We start from the raw sequence: 20,063 nt of genomic DNA, 5'->3' as shown, positions 1-20,063 counted from the left end.
GCGGTTAGGTTGAAATAAAATTTTTTAGATCAATCTTTCGATCTAAAAAAGCTGTTATTGATCGAAAAATAATTATTCCTTTTCTAACGTCTATAAAAAATCATCTTAGGATTTTACTGACGTGGCTTTCATCCGGTCAGGTCAGATTTAGTTGGGAGCTGCTTCAGACTATAATCACCGGCATCCATTCTTTTCCTGATCAGCTCTTTCCGGTAAGTAAAAGTGCGTATCTAATCCAATCATTCTGTATGCACATCGTTCCATATAATAAGCCTTGATCACGACAATATGACGTATGAAAATTTCGTAAAAAAGTTGTCAATAGAATTGACTACTTGCGTAAAATGTAAAAAGGAGATTGCATCGCTGGAAAATAACTGGTTTTCTGTTAGTAGCTGCCGACGCGGCTGTCAGATAATTACAAGGCCAGCCGTATTTAAGGCCTTGAACGTTTTAAATGTGTATATCATTTTCGTGTCAAATGAAAAAATTAATATTTTATTTTGAACACTGTTCAATAATTTTGATGTGTTTAAAATATCAATCAAAACAATCATGAAAAAAATATTGATCACAGGCGCAAGCGGCGGCATAGGGCTGGAAACAGCCAGACGTCTGGCTGCTCAAAATTACCAGTTAACACTGGTAGCCCGCAGCGAGGAAAAATTAAATAAGGCACTAAAAGATCTGGATGGCACCGGCCATACCATTTTGATTGCAGACCTGACGGATAAAGACGACTTGCAAAAAGTAGCGGATCATTTGAAAGCCGGGGAATACGATGTTCTGATCAACAATGCGGGTGCTGGTATTTACGGAAAGTTTATTGAGATCCCATTGGATGAGCAACTGGCAACCATGCAGCTCAATATGAATGCCCTGGTAACCTTATCTTATGCGTTTTTGCAAAATGCCAGGCAGGGTGATGCTTTGGTAAATATTGGTTCCCTGCTTGCGCATTCTTCCCTTCCGGGCGGTTCAGTTTATGCAGCTACCAAAGGTTTTGTCGCCAATTTCTCGGAATCACTGTGGTATGAGTTCAAGAAAAAAGGAATTTTTGTGATGGGTTTTAATCCCGGTGCTGCAGCCTCAGACTTTCATTCACATGCAGGTGGACATACCAGTGATTTTCCAAAATTTGTAATGTCATCTGTTGAGGATGTCGCCGAAGAACTGGTAAGGGCCCTGGAAAACAGGCGGAAGCCGAGAGTGGTACAAGGTTGGAAGAATAGGTTCATGCTATTTGGATTCAAATTATTGAGCCGAAAATCCGCTGTAAATATTATGGGACAAATTAGCCCCGGCATGAAAAACTAAACGCCGAATCGTGGTGCGAAATTTCGCCACCCGGCCGGCACTATTATATTTGTATCTTATTATTAATAAAAATGGGCATAGCAGAACGAAAATTGGAAGAGAAACAGGAAATGCATAAACGCATTTTAAACGGAGCACGTAAAGTATTCCTTGAAAAAGGCTATGAACAAGCCAGCATGCGTAGTATCGCCAACGAGATCAACTACAGCCCAGGCTCTATTTATTTTTACTTTAAAGATAAAAGTGAGATCTTCCAGGAACTGCATAAGGAAGGGTTCGGGTTACTGCTCAACCAGTTCAAAGTTTTAGAAAAGGTGGGTGACCCTTTTGAGCGCCTGAAAGCAATGGGCCGCATCTTTATCCAATTTGCACAAGAAAACAAGGATTACTATAACCTGATGTTCCTGGTGGAAGAACCGGCAAAAATGTCCGAAAATGATGGTGGTTTTAAGATAGCACAGGAAGCGATCGATCGCCTGGCTTCTGTAATTAAGGACTGCCAGCAAAAGGGAAGATTCAAAGATTTGGATACAGAAGATCTAACCTTTATGATCCTTTCCGCAATGCACGGCATTTGTGCCCTCTTCTGCAAAGACCGTACTACAAGTTTCATAGGCAGAACGAACGAGGAACTGATGCAGAGCGGTTATGAGTGTTTTGTCGCGCTCCTTGAAAAAAGTTGACGCTTTTTTTTGACGTTTTATTGAACGATGTTTAAAATTATAACAGTGATTGAAAATGAAATCTAAAACACATATCCGATATGGTTTTGTCCTGGTGGCGGGAGCCCTGATAGCCGCTACCCCGGCAAAAGCTCAAAGCCGGCTGGATGAATACATCCGCGAGGGGCTCAACTCTAATCAGAGCATTAAGCAACAAGACTTTGTACTCGAAAAAAATGTATATGCATTGAAGGAAGCAAAAAGCATGTTCGGGCCCGAGGTTACCTTTTCAACAACTTATACTAAAGCCGACGGCGGACGGACGATAGATTTTCCGACGGGCGACCTGTTTAACGGGGTTTATTCCACGCTGAATAAACTGACCGGCAGCAATGCTTTTCCGCAGTTACAAAACCAGCACATTCTGCTCAACCCGGATAATTTTTATGACGCCAAGTTTCGCACTACCCTTCCAATTTTGAATGCGGAACTGATCTATAATAAGCGCATCAAGGCGCAGCAGGTGGATCTGCAAAAAACCGAAGTCCAGCTTTATAAACGCGAACTGGTCAAAGAGATCAAAACGGCTTATTATAATTATCTCAAAGCCGTTTATGCTACCGGGATCTATGAGTCCTCGCTCAGGCTGGTGCAAGAAGGCCAAAGGATCAATACAAGGCTATATGACAACGCCAAAGTAAACCGGACTGTTGTGCTCAGAAGCCAAAATGAAGTTTCCCGGATCAACGCTTCACTCACCGGGGCAAAGAAAACCGCGGAATCGGCCCGTTATTATTTTAATTTCCTGATCAATCGGCCGCTAACGGATAGCATCCTTTTAGATGATATTACCACGCTTCCGGCCCTTGACCAAAGTTTGGCTAACAACATCAATGGCCGGGAGGAATTAGCCAAACTCCGGATAGCAAAAGACATTAACGGCAACCTGAATGGGCTGGCCAAATCTTATATCATCCCCAAGCTGGGCACCTTTATCGACCTGGGATCGCAGGCGTTCGACTGGAAGTTCAATAGCCAAAGTCGCTATTACTTGTTAGGCGTTTCCCTGGAATGGAACCTGTTTTCCTCCGGGAAAAATAGTTACCGGGTAAAACAAACGATTGCAGACCGCGAGGCCCTGGCATCACAGACCGACTATGTACAGCAGCAACTCCTTACCGAGCTTAAAGTACGCCAGGCCGCCATGCAAAGCGCCATTGCACAATATAAGGCGGCACAATCCCAGTTGAAGACCAGCCAGACCTACTATAACGATATGGTCAAGCTATATAAGCAAGGAATGGCCATTTACATCGAACTGCTAGATGCCCAAAATCAGTGGATAGATGCGCAGCTCAACGCCAACATCGCCCTTTTCGACACCTGGATAGCCTATACGGCCATTGAACGAGCTAATGCCAGTTTCACAATTCAATAATAAAAACACTACAACAATGAAAAAACTTCAATTACTCAGCATAATAATAGTAGCCATATTCCTGCTGACTTCCTGCAAACAAAAACATCAGGAACAAAACGCAATGGGTGAACCGGATATCATCCCCGTTAAAACAGCATCGGTTTCCATATTAGGAGTTCCCGACCACATTAGTGCAACCGGCCTGGTGAGCACCGAAGATGAAGCTAAATATGCCTTCAAGATAGGCGGCGTAATCAACCGTATCCTGGTGCAGGAAGGGCAGTTCTTTAAAAAAGGCCAATTACTGGCTACGCTCAATTCAACCGAGATTTCAGCCGGTCTGGCTCAATCCAGCCTGGGTGTGGAAAAGGCACAGCGCGATTATAGTCGTGCCGTCAATCTTTACAAAGACAGCGTATATACCCTGGAGCAATTGCAAAACACCAAAACCGCACTGGACGTTGCGCAAAAAGCCCGGGAAGCTGTAGCCTTTAATGATCGCTATTCCAAAATATACGCTGCATCCGATGGCTTCGTAAGCAAGAAAATAGCTAATGAAGGTGAGGTTATCGCCGAAGGCATGCCGGTGCTGCTCATTAATTCCACCGAACAGCACAACAGTTACTCGCTAAAAGTTGGGGTAACTGACCGCGAGTGGGCCATCATTAAGCCGGGGCAGACAGCCAAAGTCGCGCTCGATGGATACGTAGGCAGGCAATTTGAGGCGGTGGTATTTCGTAAGTCGCAGGCTGCAGATCAGGCCCTTGGATCGTTCCAGGTAGAGCTTAAGCTGAACTTAAATGGCCTCAAACCTGCGGTTGGCATGTTTGGCAAGGCGGAGATAGCCACTCACCAGGATGAAAGTGTGATGGTGATCCCCTATGGATCGCTGGTGGAGGCTGACGGCAATAAAGGTTTTGTGTTTACCACTGTTAGCGCGACCCGTGTAAAAAGAGTGCCGGTTACCATCCTGAAGTTCGATAACGACAATGTCTATCTCAAGGATAAACTGGAAGGTATAGACCAGATCGTAGTTTCCAACAGCGCCTACCTCAACGAACAGTCCATTATTAAAATCATCAAGTAAGGCTACAGTTATGAAAATTACAAATTTCGCAGTTAAGAACTACCAGTTCACACTGATCATATTTTTGCTTGTCGCAGTAGTAGGCGTGTTAACGTTGTTTACCATGCCGCGGTCGGAAGATCCGACCACCCATCCGCCGCAATACCTGATCACGGTGATCTATCCGGGCACCAGTCCGAAAGATATGGAAGAGCAGGTAGTAAAACCCATTGAGAACAAAATTTACGGACTGGAAAACATCGAAAAGATCCTGACCACTGTGGAAGACGGTGTTGCGGTTATCCAGCCCAAGTTTAAATATGGTGTGGATGTGGACAATAAGTACCAGGAAATATCTACGGAGATCAATGCCTTGAAAAACAGTGAACTTCCAAAGGATATTTACATGATCAAAACAGAAAAGATCTCATCCTCTGATGTAAAGGTACTGCAAGCGGCATTGGTTTCTGACAATGCTTCCGGGAAATTATTGAGGGATAAAGCGGATATTCTGAAAACGAGCCTGGAGAAGATCACCAACCTCAAGGATGTTAAGTATTTTGGAATGCCCGAGCAAGAGATCCGGATCGACATGCAGCTGGATAAACTGGCTCAATTAAAAATACCGCTCAATGTGGTCATAGGCAGTTTACAAAGCGAGGCAGCGGATATCCCTGGTGGCAGCATCAACCTGGACAGCAAGATATTCAACGTAAAGACTAGCGGCAAGTTCAAGACCGTTGATGATGTGGCCAATACTGTTATTTATAATGCCAATGGCAAGATCATATATCTGAAAGATGTGGCCGATGTGAGCTACAGGGATGGCATTGCCGATCATATCACCCGGCTGAACGGGCACCGTTGTGTGCTGGTTACAGCGGGGATGAAAGACAATGTGAATATCGCCAGCGTACAGCAAGAGTTTTTACCGGTACTGGATGAATTCGGCAAAAGCCTGCCCGGGAATGTCCGGCTTGTTAAAAACTTTGACCAGGCTAACATGGTTTCCGAGCGCTTGGGCCACCTGGGTTTTGATTTTGGATTAGCCATCGTTTTAGTGATCATTACCTTGCTGCCATTAGGATTTAGGGCATCGCTTATCGTGATGATCTCTATCCCGCTTTCTTTGGCCCTGGGGCTCATTGCCATGAATTTATTGGGATATTCCTTAAATCAGCTTAGTATCGTAGGGCTTGTGGTGGCATTGGGGCTGCTGGTAGACGATAGTATCGTGGTGGTTGAGAACATCGAGCGCTGGCTTCGCGAGGGGCATTCCCGGAAAGATGCTATCCTGAAAGGTACGCAACAGATCGGGATAGCGGTTATAGGCTGTACGGCTACATTGGTTATCGCCTTTCTGCCACTTGCCTTTTTGCCCGATATGGCCGGTGAGTTTATCCGCAGTCTGCCGATGGCCGTGATGACCAGTGTACTGGCTTCTATGATCGTGGCCTTAACGCTTGTTCCCTTCCTGGGCAGCAGAATGTTAAAGACACATACCCATGGCGAGGGTAACTTCTTTTTAAAGCACCTGCAACGTTTCCTCACCCGATCATATGCCCGGGTAATGCCGCTTGCCTTAAAGTGGCCCAAAACTACTATCGGGATCTCGTTGGCCTTAAGCGGGCTTGCTTTTTTCTTATTTACACAAACCGGGTTTAAGCTTTTCCCGACCTCTGAAAAGCCGATGTTCCTGATCAATATCAAACTGCCTCTGCAAGCTGATATTCCCGAAAGTGACCGGGTGACCAGGCTGGTAGAAAGTGAACTGAAGAAACACAAAGAGATCGTTTATTACACATCTAACGTGGGCAAAGGCAATCCACAGATCTATTACAACGTGCACCAGCAGGATGTAAAGCCTGATTTTGCCCAGGTATTCGTTCAACTGGACGAAGAGGCAAGTCCAAAATCGAAAACAGATCTGATCAAACAACTGCGAAAAAAATTCAACGATTTTCCTTATGCAAGGATAGAAGTTAAAGATTTTGAACAAGGTACTCCGATTGAAGCCAATATTGTGGTGAGGGTTTTTGGTGAGGATCAGGACACCTTACGGAAGCTTTCCTTTAAAGTGGAGGAGGTCCTGAAAAAAAATCCGGGCACTTTTTATATCAACAACGAATTGAATACCTATAAGTCAGACGTCAAAATAAAAATTGACAAAGAGAAGGCCCGTACCTTAGGCGTGTTAACCAGTGATGTGGATAAAGTGGTAAGGATGGCCGTGGCGGGATTAAACGTGGGTGACTATATCGACGACAGGGGCGATTCGCGAAATGTGGTGATCACCCTGCCCAGGAATAAGTTCTCGAACCTGGACGCCCTGAAAAACCTGTACGTAAATAATATACAGGGTACGCCGGTACTGGTTAACCAGATTGCTACTATCTCGTTTGAAACGTCGCCAACGGCGATCAACCATTTCAATAAATCGCGCTTTGTAAAAGTTACTTCCTTAACCAAAGAGCATGTCTTGGCCAATGATATCCTGAAAGAGGTTGTTCCTGAACTGAATAAATTAAAAATGCCGCCGGGCTATTATTACAAGTTATCCGGAGAAGCGGAATCGGAAGGCGATGCATTAGGCGGTAACTTTCTGTCGGTGATCATCCTGAGCACGTTTCTTTTCGTTGGTGTGCTGCTGTTGCAGTTCAAGACATTTAAAGGGATCATTATCGTACTGTCGATCATACCCCTGGGTATATTGGGCGGTGTGGTATTGCTGCTTTTCACGGGTAACCCGATGTCACTGGTTTCTATCATCGGTTTTATAGGTTTGTCCGGGATACAGGTTAAAAACTCGCTTTTGCTGGTCGATTTTACCAACCACCTGCGTGAGGAAGGCCATAGCATTGATGAAGCAATAGCGATGGCAGGCGAAACCCGATTTCTACCCGTTGTGCTTACTTCCATTACGGCAATCTGCGGTTTGCTTCCAATTGCCTTGAACCCCAATCCTTTGATCGCACCGTTAGCTATTGTACTGATCGGCGGGCTGATCAGTTCAACTATACTGTCGCGTATAGTAACCCCCGTAATGTATAAATTGATCCCGCCACATTTGGAAAGCGACACACATCTAAAAGTAATTAACTGAAACGGAAAAATATCAAGAGTTTGTAGTAATGGAACAACGGATCTTAAAAACAGCATAAGTGATCTATTTGAAGATATATCACTACTATCGTAATGCCAAAAACTTTTCCACATTATGCTATAATCATCAAATTGAGTGAGGAATGTGTGAGATAAAAAAGCCTCACTAAATTTAGTGAGGCTAACTACTTGACTATTAAGTGGCTGTTTTGTGTAAATCTCGAACTATTGCCTATCTGATCTAAGTTTAATAGCGGATTTAGACTTATAACCTATGCCAAAAGTAGCTATATGAACTTATAATATTCGGGCACCTTCGCCAGATAGTATGTATGGTTTTTTTGCAACTTGTTAAATGAAAGCAGCGATATGCTGTTATTCATTTCGCAAACTCTTCACCGGGGGCGCCATGCCAGCCCTAATGGTTCGGAAACTTAAGGTAAATAATCCTATTAGCAGCATTCCAGCACCGCTGATAACAAATACCCACCAGCTGATAGCTACATGGTCGGCAAAGCCTTCCATCCATTTATTAACTGCGTACCATGCAATCGGCGTTACGACGATAAAAGCGAGTAAAATAAGCGATACCAGTTCGGTTGATAGGAGGATTACTATTTGCGCAACACTGGCACCAAATACTTTGCGTATGCCAATTTCTTTTGTTCGTTGGTTGGTGGTGTAAACAGCAAGACCTAACAGCCCGAGGCAACTGATTAGTATAGAGATACCAGTTGCCCAGTTGAGCAGTGTTGAAGTATGTTGTTCATCGTCGTAAAACCGGGCTATCGTTTCGTCGTAAAAATGGCAATCAAAATCATCATCGGGATAAGCTTTCTTCCAGGCTTTTCCCATATTTGTAATGGCGGTTTTCCACTCGTTACCTCCGGCGGTTTCAGGTTTCAAACTAATATGTAACGTCATCATTGGGCGGGGGATTGGACTGCCTGATGTTATGATTGATGGATAAATGGCAGAATGCAGTGACCGCTGATTAAAATCGGCAACTACGCCAATGATACTAATATTTCGGCCATCAAACCAATTCAATTGCTTTCCGATAGCATCATTTGGGTTATTAAACCCTAATAATTTAGCATAAGTATTGTTGACAATGATGGCTTTTCCGGTATCGGCTTCGGTTATGTTTCTGCCGGCAAGCAATCTTAGCTGGTATATTTTGATGTAGTTTTCATCGCCAGACTTAACTATTATTTCTTCTGTTGTAATTTGCTTTTTTCCATCGTCATAAGTAATTCGCGTCCTGTTAAATGCATCAGCCGAAGGTGGATCATTACCTAAACCCACAAGGGCAACCTGCGGCATCGACCTGAATTCGTTCAGCAATACCTGGTTGGTGCTGGCCTTACTGGTTTGCCAGGGTGTATTAATAATGAGGATAGCATCCTTTTTAAACCCGAGGTTTTTATGTAAGGCGTAATAAATTTGTTGGCTTACCAAAATGGTAGCCATTATAAAAAATTGGGCTATAACAAACTGCGAGACCGTAAGCGACTTACGGAGCCATGCGTTTCGCGTTTTATTACTATTGCCCTGCACCTGGTTTTTTAGTACCATTGCCGGCTTGTAACCTGATAACACCGTTGCGGGATAAAAACCCGACAAAATAGTTATTACAATGGTTAAAATCAGCAGAAAGAGTATGACATCTGGTTGCAAGATATTCGCGTGAATATCCGGTGATATAACGTCGGCAAACATTTTCAAAATAATTGGCGCAAGCAACACTGATATGCAAACCGCAAAGAATGTTATAAAAAAAGTTTCGCCTAAAAACTGAATAACTAATTGCATACGGCTGCTACCTAAAGTTTTGCGGATCCCAATTTCTTTTGCCCTTTGGGCGGCCTGGGCGGTAGTTAAATTCACATAATTGATACAGGCCAGCAATAACAAAAAGATAGCGCTGGCCAATAATCCGTAAAGTGTTGTTTTGCTGGCTGGCGATGAGAAATTAAAAATATTATAGTCGGGATTGAAGTGAATATCGTCCAATGGCTGCAAGGCCAGGTTTATAGTTGGCGCAGGCATTTTCTGTTCGGCGTGCCGCGGATTACTTTTCTTGAAAATAGTATTGATTTGATTTACAACCCCGGCTGGCTGGGTGCCTGGTGCCAACTTAACAAAAACCTCTGATGCCGAAGAGATTATGCCCCAATTATTTATACGCAGATCATCAGCTAAATGTTTATTAGTTGTGGCGGTACTAAAGGAAATAAAATCATGAAAGGTAAAGTCGGTATTTTCAGTAAGAGTTTCAACTATACCGCTAACGGTTATCTTAAGAGTATCATAGGTAACTACTTTACCAATCATTTCATGATATGATAATGAGGGGAAGTAAAGCCTGGCTTGCCGGGATGTTAGTACTACCTGGCCGGGCGCATCAAGCGCATGTTGTGATGAGCCAGCAAGCCATACATAATTAAAAATTTTAAAATACTGCTGATCAGCAAGTGTTATCCTGTCAAGGTCTCTGAAACGCTTTTGTGCATTTTTATCTTTGTCGATAGAGACAAAATGAGGCGATAGTGAATATAGCGGCGTAATTTCTTCTATTCCTGTGGCCTGGCTTTTAATCGCCTCCGCCAAGGGGCCAGGTCCGCCACTCGAATAGTTTTTATGCCCTTGAAACGACACGTTCATAACAACGCGGTAAATCCTATCGCTGTCCTTGTGAAATTTATCAAACGTAAAATCGTAGTGTACAATAAAGTAAATGGCCAGGAAAGCACTTATACCGATGGATAAACCAATAATGTTTATCAGTGTAAATAGCTTATGTCTCCGAAATCCGCGGAATGCTATTTTAAAATAATTTTTTATCATATGATTGCCGGTTAATGTTTCACGCGCCCACCCCGAAGGGCTTACGTGGTTCAATATTAGCGGCATAGTTCGAGCAAAACCTCCCCAGTTATAAGTTGGCATAACTTTTTGAAGGTGATTTTTATATTCCAGAGGGGTTTTACCGGTAAATTGCTTAAAAACACGATGGAAACTGCTTTGCGAATTAAAGCCCGATTCGTAGGCGAGGCCGAGCAGGGTGATATGGTCATATGAGGAATCCTGCATTTTAAGCGCAACCTCGCGGACACGGTATTCATTAATAAAATCGTTGAAGCTTTTTTTGAAGACCGTATTAATAATCCGGGATAATTCATGCGTATGCAAACCGAGCTTTTCAGCAAGCGAGTTCAGGCTTAATTCTACGTCCCGGTAATAACCTTTTTCCCTGACTTCCATTTTTAACCATGAGCCTTTTTGTTTCAGATCTGCCGGTAATAATTGTTTTACGGCAACATTAACCGTCATAACAGTTTCTGTTTTTAAATGGATTCTGGCTGCGATCCAAATGATCATGGATATCAAAAGAAGATACAGGGGATAGTAATGCTGTACGCTTAATTCATAATGATAATGAAAATAGTCAACAGCTGTAAATGGTATCCATAATAACCATAACACAGCCAGTTTGTTAACAGAGCGATCTAACCAAAGTAACTCATTCCGGTATCGGTCGCCCCCGTTAAACTCTTTTTTCCGGTAATAGTGATTAATCTGCAGCCGGCACAGGTACAAATAAATCATAAATGACAGGAATGCGAATAACGGCACTACGAAACTAAATGTATGATAGATAGTTTGGCCAGCCTTCATGTTCTGTATTGCAGCAAATTCCTGAATACTTAATTCATACAGCAAAGGTACGAAGTGCAGAAAGTCTTTGCGACGGAAGATATACTCGGACCGGGTTATTTGCCGTATGTAAAAATAAATTAAAGGGCCTAATGCCATTGAAAACTGCAATGGCATTAGGTTCAGTAATGGATTATTCTTTGCCAGGTCAATATCCGCTACCAAAACCCGGATGATCCATAAAGCAACAACGACCATTAATATTGCCAGCCAGCGGTTTGCAAACTGGTTCTCCTTTGGAGCTATCCATAAAAATAATGATAGCGTTAGGCTGATAAATACGGCACCTAAAAACGCAATGTCATAAAATGTAAAATGGAATATAACTGGCATCAATTGAGTTTAGGTAGTTTGTAGTTTTCTCAAACCTAAGAAAATATTGATACAAATTCAACGGGTGGTTGATTAAAGCCAGGGCTCATTTTAATTAGAAACATTTGTCGATGCCAAACGCGGCCTATTTATCGGTTGTGAAGTCATAAAAAAAGTTGTCAATAAAATTGACAACTTGCCTGAAAAGTGACCCCGGAGAGATTCGAACTCTCGACCCAATGATTAAGAGTCATTTGCTCTACCAGCTGAGCTACGGAGTCATATGTGCCAGCTTTTGCTGGGTTGCAAATATGCAAATTATTTTCTTTTTCAGCAGGCGGAATTACTCATGGTTATTAATTATTTTAATCTGCTTATTGTAAAATTAAAGGTTGGAGTGATAACCCGCTTTCATCTTCCTGGTGTTCATTTTATTCCCGGCTCGGCCAAAAAAAAGTTAATTATAGCAACTTCATAACAAAATGTTAATTTTTTTGTTGGAATTTTAACAAAAGCTGCTTAAATTGTAAAACTTAATATCTATCTCTCATGAAAAAAAGAAAATTACTCAAAATTAACAAGCTGCTGTATGAAAGCGTTGTTAAAGATTTCATTGCCCAAAACGGCTTAAATGTTCAATATTCGTATACTAAAGATCATTTTTACTTGTTTAGCGACGAATCTACTATTAATCAGCTCGAAACGCAGGCCACCGGGTTTAACTTATTATAGTTATAAAATATAAAGGCCCGGTAGTATTATACTACCAGGCCTCATATATTCCTTACCGGTTATTATACAGCGGCGTATAAATCTTCCTGCTGTTTTTGCACTACAGGACTGTTGATGTATTCATCATAGGTCATGAGTTTATCAATGTAACCACCTGGTGTTAACTCAATGATCCGGTTTGCAACAGTTTCAACCAGTTCATGATCTCGTGAGGTAAACAGGATTGTACCCCGGAAGTCCTTCATGCCATTGTTAAGCGCGGTGATCGATTCCAGGTCGAGGTGGTTGGTTGGTTCGTCAAACATCAGCAGGTTGGCTTGCTGCAGCATCATACGGCTAAACATACAGCGCATTTTTTCGCCACCAGATAGCACACTGCATTTTTTCATAACTTCTTCGCCCGAAAACAGCATCCGGCCTAAAAATCCGCGGATAAACTGATCGTCTTTTTCGCCTGGTGAGTATTCGCGCAGCCAGTCAATCAGGTTATCGTTTTTACCGTCGAAGTACTCGCTGCTGTCGTTAGGGATATCAGCCGCGTTAATGGTTACACCCCATTTAAAGGTGCCTTTAAAATCTTTATCGCGCCCAGTTAAAATATTATAGAAAGCGGTAGTTGCCAAACTGTTTTGCGACAGGATGGAAATTTTATCGCCTTTGTTTACAGTGAAGGTAATATTGTTGAACAGCACCTCGCCATTAAGGGTTTTGCCCAGGTTTTCAACGGTCAGGATCTGATCGCCGGCTTCACGGCCTAAGTTGTTGAATATGATACCCGGATATTTGCGGTTTGATGGCTGAATTTCATCCAGGTTGATTTTATCCAATGCTTTTTTACGGCTGGTTGCCTGTTTTGATTTGGACGCGTTAGCACTAAACCTGCGGATAAATTCCTGAAGTTCTTTAACCTTGTCTTCGGCCTTCTTATTTTGTTCGGTGCGTTGTTTAAGGGCCAACTGGCTCGATTCATACCAGAAGGTATAGTTACCGGTATAAATGGTCATTTTACCAAAATCAATATCTACCACGTGGGTACACACAGTATCCAGGAAGTGCCTGTCGTGCGATACTACCAGTACAATAGCTTCATATGACGCAAGGAAATCTTCCAGCCAGCTAATGGTGTGGATATCCAAATCGTTGGTAGGCTCATCCAGCAGCAGGATATCCGGTTTGCCAAAAAGTGCCTGGGCTAATAAAACACGTACTTTTTGGGTGTTATCAAGGTCTTTAACCAGTTGATAGTGAAATTCTTCTTTAATGCCAAGGTTGCTGAGCAGGGTAGCGGCATTGCTTTCGGCATTCCAGCCGTCCATTTCGGCAAAAAGGTTTTCCAGTTCACCCGCGCGTTCGCCGTCGGCATCGCTAAAATCTTCTTTAAGATAGATAGCGTCTTTTTCCTTCATTACGGCGTACATCTCCTTATGGCCCATCATCACCGTTTCGATAACTGTGAATTCGTCAAAAGCATAGTGGTTTTGGCTCAAAACAGCCATGCGTTCGCCGGGAGTAAAGCTCACCGAGCCGCTGGTTGGGTCAACATCGCCCGAAAGAATTTTCAGGAATGTGGACTTACCCGCGCCATTGGCGCCAATAATACCATAACAGTTGCCCTGTGTAAATTTCAGGTTTACGTCTTCAAACAAAGTACGCTTACCATAACGTAAAGAAAGATTGGATACCGTGATCATGCTGCACCTCTAATTTGGCGCAAAAGTACGGTAAAATCTTCATTTTAACGATATATGGTGCTGATATTATGGATGGGGATTTTTTGAGCAGCAATTTTTCCCGATAAAATTAAATCCATGGGTACACAATTACACAGAAATGATAATGGAGTGTAAACTAAAAGTATATTTAATACGTTTAATCGCTATATCTAACCGGTTATAATATAATGGTACAGCCTTTGACTAACATACAGTATAAAAATTTATTTAAATTATTTAACAATGGTCATGGGAGCATTAATTATAGGTTTAATTATCATCAATGTGGTAATAGCCATCAACAATACACAAAAGCGAAAAGTATATTAAAAAATATATTAATTATAAGCTTTAGGGCAACGCTTTAAGCTTGGTTTAAAATATTAAATAAGCTTTGCGTTTCATGGTCGGCCAATTTTTGAAGCGGACCTGATGCAAGCATTTTCATCATCATGCTAAGCTCTGCGCCAATGGTGAATAAAATATCAGTATGGTCGTTATTGAAAGATAACGACCATTTTAGTTCCAGGTTAAACGGCGGTTTCTCGGCAGGTATAATCCTTATCAGCTGACCGGGCACACGCTCCTCAATTTTCAAAGCAAGCTTGGCCATATTCTGGATACTGAAACGGGCTTCATCCCGGGTGGATGTCCATTCCTGGATATTATCAGGCATTAGTTGACGGTGATTATTGAAATCGGCCAGGAAATCGTAAACCTCCGTTAAAGGCTTGTTAATACTTATGGTACTGGTAAATGTATTCATGGATAGATTTGAGATATTAGATTTAAGATTTGAGACAAATTACGCTGACGAACAATCTAAAAATCCGCGCAATCATCGAAATCAAAAAAATCAACGGTCTTAACTTGCAGCCATTTCGCCCCAGGTTGATGGGTTTTCGCGCCACTGTCTGAGCAGGTTTACATCCTTTTCGTTAATAAACTGATGTTCTTCAGCGTATTTAATAAGCGCGTTGTAATTTGACAGGGTTACGTATGGGCAGTTGGCCTGTTTAAAGTTTTCGTCGGCAATATCAAAGCCATAAGTAAATATCGCCGCCAGGCCCGCAACGTCATAACCTGCGGCACGCAACGCTTCAACGGCCTGCAAGCTGCTTTTACCGGTTGAAAGCAGATCTTCAATAACTACAACCCGCTTGCCTGATGTAGTAGCGGCATCGCCCTCAATCATGCTGCCTGTACCATGCTCCTTAGGTTTTGAACGTACATAGATAAATGGAAGGCCTAATTCCTGGGCTACTAATGCACCTTGCGGTATACCTGCGGTTGCCACACCTGCAATGCAGCCAACCGCCCCGAATTTATCCTGTATGGCTGCCACTAATTGCTGCCTGATGTAAGTGCGGATAGTTGGATGAGAAAGTGTAACGCGGTTATCGCAGTAAATTGGAGATTTCCAGCCCGATGCCCATGTAAAAGGATTATTGGGTTGTAATTTAATTGCTTTAATTTGCAGCAGGAATTCGGCTACTTGTTGTTCGATCTCATTATTAGTAAACATGGCTCAAAAATACAGAATTTATATTAACGAAAAGGTTATCCTGCTCACAGAATCTGAACCAAAGCATGCAGATAATTTTGAAAGGCTTGATGCAGAGACCTTTGACCTTAAAATTATATATACCTGGATCCTCGCTAATCCTAACAAACTGTTCTACATAAAAACAGCCAACGCTAAGGTGTATCTTAAAGCCGTTAAAAAGAATATTACACTTATTGAAGCGGCAGGGGGCCTGGTTATGAACACTAAGGGGCAATATTTATTCATTTATCGTAATGATAAATGGGACCTGCCCAAAGGCAAAATAGAAAAAGACGAAAAGGTAAAAGAAGCGGCGGTGCGCGAAGTGGAGGAGGAGTGCGGTATAAAAGTAAGCGAACTGGGAGAGAAAATTTGTAAAACATACCACGTATATGTGAACCGCGGCGAGGTAGTGCTTAAGAAAACGCATTGGTTTGCCATGACAAGTAAGGGTAAAGAAAAGCTAAAACCTCAAAAAGAAGAGGGTATTACCGATGTGCGCTGGTTTGAGCACCATCATATTGAACCGATAATTGAAAATACATTTCCATCCATAATGGATGTGTTGCACAAAGAAAAGCTGGTTACAAATAAGGTAATGCCTCTTTCGGAATAAACTGGCTTACATCGCCATTATAGCGGATGATTTCGCGCACAATGGTTGAACTGATGGATGAATAACCAGGCTTGCTTACAATAAATATGCTTTCGATGTCGGGCGCCAGCGAATGGTTCATCTGGGCAATCGCTTTTTCATACTCAAAGTCTGATACTGTACGAATCCCCCTGATCATGTAAGCGGCGCCTATGCTCTTGCAAAAATCGACAGTAAGGCCTTCATAGGCTATCACATGGATCCGTTCGTCGTGCGCGAAAACTGCCCTGATCATTTGTTCGCGCTGTTCAACACTCAGCAAGCCCTTTTTGCTGCTGTTCACGCCGATACCTATGTAAAGCTTATCAAAAAGCTCAACAGATCGTTTCACAATATCAACATGAGCTTTAGTAAGCGGATCAAATGAACCTGGAAAAAGGGCTGTCTTCATGCAGTAAAATTAATGAATAGTTGATTGGATTGTTTAAATGAACGATTGTTTTTTGCCTTTTATCAGCATTATTTAATGCGCGACTTTATATCTGACAAAATGCGCCATTCACCTCATCAACAAAATCAACACTAAACCAGCGAAGCCAACTGAGCATACTGCAAAAGCATAATTGTCTTGCCATCTTTTATTTCCCCGGTTTTTACCATTTGCAGGGCTTCGCTGAATGGCAGCTCTAAAACTTCAATATTTTCATTTTCGTGGGCGAGCCCCCCGCCATCACTAACTTTCATTTCTTTGGCATATTCGGCAACAAAAAAGTAAAGGATTTCGGTAACAGAGCCCGGCGACATATAAGCTTCAAAAACCTTTTTAACATCAGTTATTTTATAACCGGTTTCTTCCTCTGTTTCCTTACGGATGCAATCTTCCGGATTATCCTTATCAAGCAAACCGGCACAACATTCAATCAGCATGCCGTCTGGGTTGCCGTTGATATAGGTTGGCAGCCTGAATTGCCTGGTTAATATTACAGATGACTGTGCTTTATTATAAAGCAAAATGGTTGCGCCGTTGCCGCGGTCATAAGCTTCACGGCTTTGCACAGCGGTATTACCGTCTTTTTCCGTAACCTCGTAAGTTACTTTTTTAAGGATGTACCAGTTATCTGATAAAATATCGGTATTAAGAATTTTGATTTGATTCATTTTTATTTGATCGATTATGATTAATAATGATTATTTTTGAACGAAAATAGGATTAATAAAATGAACTTTCCAAAAAGAAAACAAAAAATAATTGAGCAGCTCAGTCAACGCGGAGAGGTTGATATAAAGCAATTGGCTGCCGAACTGAATATTTCAGAAATTACAGCACGCCGCGATCTGAACCAGTTAGCAGCCGATGGATTGCTTTACCGTACTCATGGAGGAGCAACAAAAGTTAATCCCCACGAAAAGCCACATAGCTTTGTGAATAAAAGCGCTCAAAACGCAGCTGTTAAAGATGCCATTTGCCGCAGGGCCGCATCACAAATCACCGACGGGGATATTATTTTTATGGATTGCGGGAGTACGGTTTTTAGGTTATGCCAGTTCATTAAAAACAAGAAGATAAAGGTGATAACAAATTCATTACCTGTAGTATATGAGCTGCATGATAGCACTGTAAGTGTTAATATAATAGGAGGGGAGTTGGATAAGGCGCGACAGGCTGTACATGGAACTACAGCTATTGAGCATATTCAAAAGTACAGAGCAATCAAAGCTTTTTTGGGCGTTGACAGCATCTCGGAAGCTGGATTGTTTGCCAATAGCGAATATGAAGCATCCATTACAACAGCTTTCGCGGCAAACAGCACATTTACCTACATTCTGTGTGATGCCAGCAAAATAAACAAGGAAACCTACCTTAATTTTGCAGGCTTAGATATCATCAACGCGATCATTACCGATGCAGATCCTGAGCGGTTAAAGGGCTTTAAAGAAAGCGGGATAGTTATTTTAAAGGCAGATGTTTAAACCGGCCTGAAAAATGAAAATGAGGAGTGCCCGTATTTTCTTTGCTCTACAAATGCAGGATGATTGCTCAAATTTTGAAGCGACTGATGTTCAACTATCAACAACCCATCTGGTTTAAGCAGGTTCTTTTCAAAAATAACCTTTGGCAAGTCGGGAATCCTGTTCAGGTCATAGGGTGGGTCGGCAAATATCAGATCGTACTGCTCCGTTTCAATATTCAGGTATTTAAATACATCTTCGCGGTAAGTTTTTATTTGCGTAAGCTTATGCTGCCGCGAGGTATCCTTAAGATAGTTAACACAATGAATACTTCTGTCGACAGATATAACTTCCGAAGCTCCGCGTGAAGCAAATTCAAGCGAGATGTTGCCGGTGCCGCTAAACAGGTCAAGCACTTTAATGCCTTCAAATTCTATTTGGTTAAGCAGGATATTAAATAAAGCTTCTTTTGCCAAATCGGTTGTAGGACGAACAGGAAGATTTTTTGGCGGATTAAGCCTTAAGCCTTTTAAACTGCCTCCGATAATGCGCATAATGAAAGAGCCGCTATTGATAACACCCTGTGAGCTATAACCTCCGCGGGTAATTGTAATACCTGTAAATTATTGACTTCGGCCGCTTTGAAAAACTCGGCCAGGCGACTTAGTCCTTTACTGTCGGCATCAATGTTACCGCTTACATATAAGTTGGTATGTTTAGCTTCGAGGTTAAGTTCATTGGCAACCAGCACAGTAAAGTAAACCAGTTCATCATCGCCATTAAAATCAAATGAGTTATAGAAACGCAGTTTGCCGGATGCAAAATGAGCTATCTCCACCTTTTCTTTTTCAATATTGAGATAAAGGCAGTCGTTGCCGGGATTGTTTTGGGCAATGGCGGTTAACCAGCCTTTTGATGTAAAAACGGTATTACGGATGCCAAATTCTTCCGCGGTACTCACAATGGCTTCGCTGGTATTGTATACAATGATGTTTTCCTTATCTAATACCTGGGCTATAACTTTGCTGTCGGCTTTCACATCCAGGAAACGGGCCAGGTTTGGCAGGCGCTCACCGCTAAACAATTCTGCAGGCACCAGTGTAAAGCTATGAGCAGGTAAACCGATAATCATTTGCCCGTATTTGGCCGACAGCAGGTCAAGCAATTCCTGCGGATCGCTTAGCTCATCAAATGGGTAATTTTCGGCCCAGGCTATTAGCTTGCCGTTATTACTTATGGCGTACGAAAACGATTTGTCTTCAACCTGTATTAATAAAGTATAATCTTCAGTTTTATCTAAACTGAAGTTATCATCGTGGTAAGTATAATTGTGTTCGTTCATACCGGTTTTAACAAAAGTAATATTTTTTGGCAGATACAGTAATTACCGCGGTACAAATTGGTATGCTGTTATAAAATACGGGTTAATATCATCAGGATGATAAATATCAAAATCGGCAACCCTACAGGCTTAGGATAATAATCGTTATCCGGAAAATATCTCCTGAAAAAAAACTGGCTTAAAATTAAAGCACCAATCAGGCCAAAACCTATGTTAAGGCCTGCTACCGAAAGCATTGCTGTAACCTGCGCCGGTGTTGGCTGGCCGCCTTTAGCGGTGACATTCATAGCATCAACAACCTGTTGCAGGTTAACGCCCGAATGCATGATAACAAAGTAGGAGAGATAGGAAAAAAATAATACAAAAGCCAGCACCGCCGGAACTGCCTTTCTGTAACCTGCATTGTATAAATTGATAACCAGCAGCACCCCGCCAAATATAAGGTTAAAAAACGAAAACCAAAATATCGCCCTTTTGGAGTAAATATCTACATAATCGTCTTCGCTGTATTTTTCTTCCTCTTTGTTTTCGTCAAATTCCATGGCTCAAATGTAAAACTAATCTTACTGAATTAAATTACTTATCAT

At 42.1% G+C, this 20,063-nt stretch carries 17 protein-coding genes and 1 tRNA gene; 8 read left to right on the top strand and 10 right to left on the bottom strand.

Annotated features, from left to right (window positions below; genetic code table 11):
* The first annotated feature begins 555 nt into the window (after window positions 1–555).
* The 5 genes from BLP33_RS06805 to BLP33_RS06785 all read left to right on the top strand — a co-directional run bounded on the left by BLP33_RS06805 (window position 556) and on the right by BLP33_RS06785 (window position 7,568).
* Window positions 556–1,317 (top strand): SDR family NAD(P)-dependent oxidoreductase, encoded by a 762-nt coding sequence (locus tag BLP33_RS06805; RefSeq protein ID WP_090525951.1) that lies wholly within the window; start codon window positions 556–558, stop codon window positions 1,315–1,317.
* 71 nt (window positions 1,318–1,388) lie between these two features.
* Window positions 1,389–2,000, top strand: coding sequence for a TetR/AcrR family transcriptional regulator (locus BLP33_RS06800; protein WP_090525950.1), 612 nt, complete (start codon window positions 1,389–1,391; stop codon window positions 1,998–2,000).
* Between the two features lie 55 nt (window positions 2,001–2,055).
* Window positions 2,056–3,417, top strand: a complete 1,362-nt coding sequence (locus BLP33_RS06795) for a TolC family protein (RefSeq protein WP_090525949.1) — start codon at window positions 2,056–2,058, stop codon at window positions 3,415–3,417.
* A gap of 16 nt (window positions 3,418–3,433) precedes the next feature.
* On the top strand, window positions 3,434–4,486 hold the full coding sequence (locus BLP33_RS06790; protein ID WP_090526247.1) for an efflux RND transporter periplasmic adaptor subunit: 1,053 nt from the start codon (window positions 3,434–3,436) through the stop codon (window positions 4,484–4,486).
* Window positions 4,487–4,496: 10 nt separating this feature from the next.
* The gene (locus BLP33_RS06785; protein WP_090525948.1) at window positions 4,497–7,568 is read left to right on the top strand and encodes an efflux RND transporter permease subunit; all 3,072 of its coding nucleotides are present in this window, start codon (window positions 4,497–4,499) and stop codon (window positions 7,566–7,568) included.
* A gap of 374 nt (window positions 7,569–7,942) precedes the next feature.
* Here BLP33_RS06785 and BLP33_RS06780 read toward each other — a convergent pair whose 3' ends face one another.
* Window positions 7,943–11,620 (bottom strand): ABC transporter permease, encoded by a 3,678-nt coding sequence (locus BLP33_RS06780; protein WP_090525947.1) that lies wholly within the window; start codon window positions 11,618–11,620, stop codon window positions 7,943–7,945.
* A gap of 187 nt (window positions 11,621–11,807) precedes the next feature.
* Window positions 11,808–11,880: transfer RNA gene (locus BLP33_RS06775), tRNA-Lys, on the bottom strand.
* 268 nt (window positions 11,881–12,148) lie between these two features.
* On the opposite strand from BLP33_RS06775, the gene BLP33_RS06765 reads away from it, so the two are divergent.
* Complete coding sequence (locus tag BLP33_RS06765) at window positions 12,149–12,331, top strand: hypothetical protein (protein WP_090525945.1); 183 nt, start codon at window positions 12,149–12,151, stop codon at window positions 12,329–12,331.
* Between the two features lie 62 nt (window positions 12,332–12,393).
* Here the strand turns inward: BLP33_RS06765 and BLP33_RS06760 are convergent, their stop codons facing one another.
* From BLP33_RS06760 to pyrE, 3 genes are all read right to left on the bottom strand, one after another.
* On the bottom strand, window positions 12,394–14,022 hold the full coding sequence (locus tag BLP33_RS06760; RefSeq protein WP_090525944.1) for an ABC-F family ATP-binding cassette domain-containing protein: 1,629 nt from the start codon (window positions 14,020–14,022) through the stop codon (window positions 12,394–12,396).
* 385 nt (window positions 14,023–14,407) lie between these two features.
* Window positions 14,408–14,809 (bottom strand): orotate phosphoribosyltransferase, encoded by a 402-nt coding sequence (locus BLP33_RS06755; protein ID WP_090525943.1) that lies wholly within the window; start codon window positions 14,807–14,809, stop codon window positions 14,408–14,410.
* 99 nt (window positions 14,810–14,908) lie between these two features.
* Complete coding sequence (pyrE, locus tag BLP33_RS06750) at window positions 14,909–15,568, bottom strand: orotate phosphoribosyltransferase (RefSeq protein WP_090525942.1); 660 nt, start codon at window positions 15,566–15,568, stop codon at window positions 14,909–14,911.
* Between pyrE and BLP33_RS06745 the strand changes: the two genes are divergently transcribed.
* Complete coding sequence (locus BLP33_RS06745) at window positions 15,567–16,205, top strand: NUDIX hydrolase (protein WP_090525941.1); 639 nt, start codon at window positions 15,567–15,569, stop codon at window positions 16,203–16,205. The two genes, pyrE and BLP33_RS06745, sit on opposite strands and share 2 nt — an antisense overlap.
* Here the strand turns inward: BLP33_RS06745 and coaD are convergent.
* Together coaD and nudK are read right to left on the bottom strand one after the other, a co-directional pair.
* Window positions 16,174–16,635, bottom strand: a complete 462-nt coding sequence (coaD, locus tag BLP33_RS06740; RefSeq protein ID WP_090525940.1) for a pantetheine-phosphate adenylyltransferase — start codon at window positions 16,633–16,635, stop codon at window positions 16,174–16,176. The two genes, BLP33_RS06745 and coaD, sit on opposite strands and share 32 nt — an antisense overlap.
* Window positions 16,636–16,766: 131 nt before the next feature.
* Window positions 16,767–17,342, bottom strand: coding sequence for a GDP-mannose pyrophosphatase NudK (nudK, locus tag BLP33_RS06735; protein ID WP_090525939.1), 576 nt, complete (start codon window positions 17,340–17,342; stop codon window positions 16,767–16,769).
* A gap of 60 nt (window positions 17,343–17,402) precedes the next feature.
* Between nudK and BLP33_RS06730 the strand changes: the two genes are divergently transcribed.
* Entirely contained in the window at window positions 17,403–18,155 is a 753-nt protein-coding gene (locus tag BLP33_RS06730; RefSeq protein ID WP_090525938.1) for a DeoR/GlpR family DNA-binding transcription regulator, read from the top strand.
* Here BLP33_RS06730 and rsmD read toward each other — a convergent pair.
* The 3 genes from rsmD to BLP33_RS06715 form a co-directional block, all read right to left on the bottom strand.
* The gene (rsmD, locus tag BLP33_RS06725; protein ID WP_090525937.1) at window positions 18,152–18,688 is read right to left on the bottom strand and encodes a 16S rRNA (guanine(966)-N(2))-methyltransferase RsmD; all 537 of its coding nucleotides are present in this window, start codon (window positions 18,686–18,688) and stop codon (window positions 18,152–18,154) included. The genes BLP33_RS06730 and rsmD overlap by 4 nt on opposite strands.
* A complete protein-coding gene (locus BLP33_RS06720) occupies window positions 18,664–19,476 on the bottom strand; it encodes a DUF3822 family protein (protein ID WP_090525936.1) in 813 nt (270 codons plus the stop codon). The genes rsmD and BLP33_RS06720 overlap by 25 nt, the downstream gene beginning before the upstream one ends.
* A gap of 68 nt (window positions 19,477–19,544) precedes the next feature.
* A complete protein-coding gene (locus BLP33_RS06715) occupies window positions 19,545–20,018 on the bottom strand; it encodes a hypothetical protein (RefSeq protein ID WP_090525935.1) in 474 nt (157 codons plus the stop codon).
* Between the last annotated feature and the right edge of the window lie 45 nt (window positions 20,019–20,063).

Origin of the sequence: Mucilaginibacter sp. NFR10 (genome assembly GCF_900100445.1) — a bacterium.
Taxonomy (GTDB): domain Bacteria; phylum Bacteroidota; class Bacteroidia; order Sphingobacteriales; family Sphingobacteriaceae; genus Mucilaginibacter; species Mucilaginibacter rubeus.
Note: the sequence above shows the minus strand (reverse complement) of the source record. Positions and strands in the feature narration are given on the sequence as shown.

What these genes read in the sequence shown, in the direction of transcription:
- coaD (WP_090525940.1), bottom strand. Translation starts at nt 16,635, where the DNA reads ATGAAGACAGCCCTTTTTCCAGGTTCATTTGATCCGCTTACTAAAGCT.
- BLP33_RS06795 (WP_090525949.1), top strand. Translation starts at nt 2,056, where the DNA reads ATGAAATCTAAAACACATATCCGATATGGTTTTGTCCTGGTGGCGGGA.
- BLP33_RS06790 (WP_090526247.1), top strand. Translation starts at nt 3,434, where the DNA reads ATGAAAAAACTTCAATTACTCAGCATAATAATAGTAGCCATATTCCTG.
- BLP33_RS06785 (WP_090525948.1), top strand. Translation starts at nt 4,497, where the DNA reads ATGAAAATTACAAATTTCGCAGTTAAGAACTACCAGTTCACACTGATC.
- BLP33_RS06765 (WP_090525945.1), top strand. Translation starts at nt 12,149, where the DNA reads ATGAAAAAAAGAAAATTACTCAAAATTAACAAGCTGCTGTATGAAAGC.
- rsmD (WP_090525937.1), bottom strand. Translation starts at nt 18,688, where the DNA reads ATGCGCATTATCGGAGGCAGTTTAAAAGGCTTAAGGCTTAATCCGCCA.
- BLP33_RS06720 (WP_090525936.1), bottom strand. Translation starts at nt 19,476, where the DNA reads ATGAACGAACACAATTATACTTACCACGATGATAACTTCAGTTTAGAT.
- nudK (WP_090525939.1), bottom strand. Translation starts at nt 17,342, where the DNA reads ATGAATCAAATCAAAATTCTTAATACCGATATTTTATCAGATAACTGG.
- BLP33_RS06730 (WP_090525938.1), top strand. Translation starts at nt 17,403, where the DNA reads ATGAACTTTCCAAAAAGAAAACAAAAAATAATTGAGCAGCTCAGTCAA.
- BLP33_RS06715 (WP_090525935.1), bottom strand. Translation starts at nt 20,018, where the DNA reads ATGGAATTTGACGAAAACAAAGAGGAAGAAAAATACAGCGAAGACGAT.
- BLP33_RS06805 (WP_090525951.1), top strand. Translation starts at nt 556, where the DNA reads ATGAAAAAAATATTGATCACAGGCGCAAGCGGCGGCATAGGGCTGGAA.
- BLP33_RS06755 (WP_090525943.1), bottom strand. Translation starts at nt 14,809, where the DNA reads ATGAATACATTTACCAGTACCATAAGTATTAACAAGCCTTTAACGGAG.
- pyrE (WP_090525942.1), bottom strand. Translation starts at nt 15,568, where the DNA reads ATGTTTACTAATAATGAGATCGAACAACAAGTAGCCGAATTCCTGCTG.
- BLP33_RS06780 (WP_090525947.1), bottom strand. Translation starts at nt 11,620, where the DNA reads ATGCCAGTTATATTCCATTTTACATTTTATGACATTGCGTTTTTAGGT.
- BLP33_RS06800 (WP_090525950.1), top strand. Translation starts at nt 1,389, where the DNA reads ATGGGCATAGCAGAACGAAAATTGGAAGAGAAACAGGAAATGCATAAA.
- BLP33_RS06745 (WP_090525941.1), top strand. Translation starts at nt 15,567, where the DNA reads ATGGCTCAAAAATACAGAATTTATATTAACGAAAAGGTTATCCTGCTC.
- BLP33_RS06760 (WP_090525944.1), bottom strand. Translation starts at nt 14,022, where the DNA reads ATGATCACGGTATCCAATCTTTCTTTACGTTATGGTAAGCGTACTTTG.